The organism is Streptomyces sp. (genome assembly GCF_031181555.1).
Lineage (GTDB): Bacteria > Actinomycetota > Actinomycetes > Streptomycetales > Streptomycetaceae > Streptomyces > Streptomyces fimbriatus.
Genome location: NZ_JAPSKQ010000215.1, coordinates 1 through 2,708, shown reverse-complemented (window position 1 = coordinate 2,708; position 2,708 = coordinate 1). Strand labels below are relative to the sequence as shown.

The 2,708-nt window shown below is 73.3% G+C and carries 3 protein-coding genes; 1 reads left to right on the top strand and 2 read right to left on the bottom strand.

The window, feature by feature from the left end:
* A partial coding sequence (locus tag RIM90_RS28490; protein WP_309063635.1) for a DUF4190 domain-containing protein occupies positions 1–87 on the bottom strand: 87 nt, incomplete at its 3' end.
* 287 nt (positions 88–374) lie between these two features.
* Here RIM90_RS28490 and RIM90_RS28485 point away from each other — a divergent pair.
* On the top strand, positions 375–815 hold the full coding sequence (locus RIM90_RS28485) for a hypothetical protein (RefSeq protein ID WP_309063629.1): 441 nt from the start codon (positions 375–377) through the stop codon (positions 813–815).
* Positions 816–844: 29 nt separating this feature from the next.
* Here the strand turns inward: RIM90_RS28485 and RIM90_RS28480 are convergent, their stop codons facing one another.
* Positions 845–2,437 (bottom strand): S8 family peptidase, encoded by a 1,593-nt coding sequence (locus tag RIM90_RS28480; protein ID WP_309063628.1) that lies wholly within the window; start codon positions 2,435–2,437, stop codon positions 845–847.
* Positions 2,438–2,708: the final 271 nt, after the last annotated feature.

Below are 2,708 nucleotides of genomic sequence, written 5' to 3'. Positions count from 1 at the left end.
GGACGACAGCACGGACCCGGCGATCGCCATGCCCCGGCCGCGTTCCCCCCGTCGCCGGATCTGCCGCAGCGCGATCAGCCCCAGCACGAGCCCGACGGCCGGCAGGAAGCACAGCACGCCGAACACGAGGGCGGCGACGGCCACCCCGTTGACGGCGGCCGGCGGCCGGGGCCCGCAGGGCCCGTCCAGTCCGTGGGGCGCGAGGCCGGCCGGCCGCCGTAGGGGAACTGCGGTGGCGCGTACGGACCTGGGGGACGGGGAGCGGGACACGGGCCCTGAGGTCCCCGCGCGTCCTGGGGGTGCTGGGGCCCGGAGGGCGGAGGTATGGGCACGGAGCGCACCGTAGGCGCGGGGCGGGCGGAGGAAGAGCACGAGTGACGAACACGACGGTCCGGGCGGCGAACCGCCTGACGGCGCGCTGGGCCGCGGAGGTGTCCGGGGGCACGGTGTTCCCGGCCGCAGACCCGGTGCGCTTCGGGCTCCTGGCCGCCTGCGGCACCTCGGCCGGCCGCTCCCCCGGCATCAGCACCGACCCGCTCGCCGTGGGCTCCGCCCGGCAGCCGGTCACGGCCGCGTTCGGCGCGGACGGCTTCCGGGCGGCCGCGGTGAGCGCGATGGGCATGATGTTCCCGGGCAAGGACTCCGGCGAACCGCCGCACCGGAAGACGACGGTGACGGCCCGCTTCACCCGGCCCTTCGGCTTCCTCGCCGTGCACCGCGCGACGCGCCTCGTCCTCGCGGCGGGCCGGGTCACCGACCCGAAGCCCCTCCCCGAGGACGAGGGCGCCTGTGTGCCGAATGGCTCCGAGAGCTGACGCGGCCTCAGGACCGCGTCAGGGCGGCGTCAGAACTGCAGGGCCCAGCCGTTGAGACGGCCGGAGTCCCACCAGGCGTTGTCGCTGACCCGGAGCTTCCACGTGCCGTTCGCCGTCTCCGAGGAGGCGTCGACGGTGTACGTGGTGTTGATGTCGTCCGCGCTGCCGCCGGTGCCGTACGACTTCAGCGTGTACGCCGTGCCGTCGGGGGCGATCAGCTGGACCTGGAGGTCACCGATGTACGTGTGGGTGATGTCGACCTCGACGGCCAGGTCGGAGGGCGCGTTGCCGGAGACGCCGGAGACGGTCACCGGGGACTCGACGGTGGAGTTGTCGGCGACGGTGTAGTCGGCGGTGTTCTCGAAGCGGTCACCGGTCGGGGGCGGGGTGGTGCCCCCGCCGCCCACGTGCAGCAGGCGGTTGGGCGAGCCGCTGCCCGGGTTGCCGACGACGCCGGTGGTGGCGGCGGAGGTCAGCGCGGAGGAGACCTGGGCGGGGGTGGCCGAGGGGTTGTCGGCCAGGTGGAGGGCGGCGGCGCCGGCGACGTGCGGGCTCGCCATGGACGTACCGGAGATGGTGCTGGTGGCCGTGTCGCTGGTGCGCCAGGCGGAGGTGATGGAGGAGCCCGGCGCGAACAGGTCCAGCACCGAGCCGTAGTTGGAGTAGCTGGCGCGGGCGTCGCTGGACGTGGTGGCGCCGACGGTGATCGCCTCGGTGACGCGGGCCGGGGACTTGGTCGAGGCGTTGGTGGACTCGTTGCCGGCCGCGACGACGAAGGTGACGCCGGTGGCGATGGCGTTGCGGACGGCCGTGTCGATCGCGCTGTCGGCACTGCCGCCGAGGGACATGTTGGCGACGGCCGGCTTGACCGCGTTGCGGGCCACCCAGTCGATGCCGGCGACGACCTGGGCGGTGGTGCCGGAACCGGAGTTGTTCAGCACCCGGACACCGACGATCTTCGCCTTCTTGGCCACGCCGTAGGCGCTGCCCGCGACCGTGCCGGCGACGTGGGTGCCGTGGCCGTGGCCGTCCTGGGCGGTGTTGTCGTTGTCGACCGCGTCGTAGCCGTCCGAGGCACGGCCGCCGAAGTCGCTGTGCGTGATGCGGACGCCGGTGTCGATGACGTACGCCGTCACGCCCTGCCCGGCGGAGTCCGGGTAGGTGTAGGAGCTGTTCAGCGGGAGGTTCCGCTGGTCGATCCGGTCCAGGCCCCAGGAGGGCGGGCTGGGCTGGGTGCCGGTGATGCGGAAGGTGCGGTTCTGGATCACCGAGGCGACGGCCGGGTCGGCGGCGAGGCGCTCGGCCTCGGCCTCGGACGCCTGGACCTCGTAGCCGTTCAGGGCCTTGGTGTAGGTCCGCTCGATCTCGGCGCCGTACTTCTTGGCCAGGGCACGGCCCTCGGCGGAGCCGGAACGGGCCTCGTCCGCCTTGAGGGTCACGATGTAGCTGCCGGCGACGGCGTTCGCGGCGCCCTCGTACTGGATGCGGCCTTCGGACGCGGCCGGGGCCGCGCCCGCGGGGAGGGCGGAGACGAGACTCGCGACGAGGGCCGCGGCGGTCGCCGCGCCGAGCGTGGTGAGTCTTCGGGTGGTGCTCCGCCGGGGGTGACGCATCACTGCCATCTGAGGGGTCCTCCTCAATCGGTGGTGCGTTGATGTGGGGGGCGGTGCGGTCGATCGGCGACGCACGGGCCGCGGGCGCGGCGAAGCAACCCAATTATTGGCAGGATCATGTCAATGACTGGGCGACCGATTCCGTGCGTCAGCCGAAAGATTGAGGGTTCCACAGGAATTGCACAAGGGTCCTGCGCGAACGTAATGTCCTTGCCATACGCCCGTCACACGCTCCCGGCCACCTGCCGGACGCCCGCGGACCGCGGGCGGGTTGGCCGGT

Coding starts and splice junctions, on each gene's coding strand:
- RIM90_RS28480 (WP_309063628.1), bottom strand. CDS start 2,437: ATGGCAGTGATGCGTCACCCCCGGCGGAGCACCACCCGAAGACTCACC.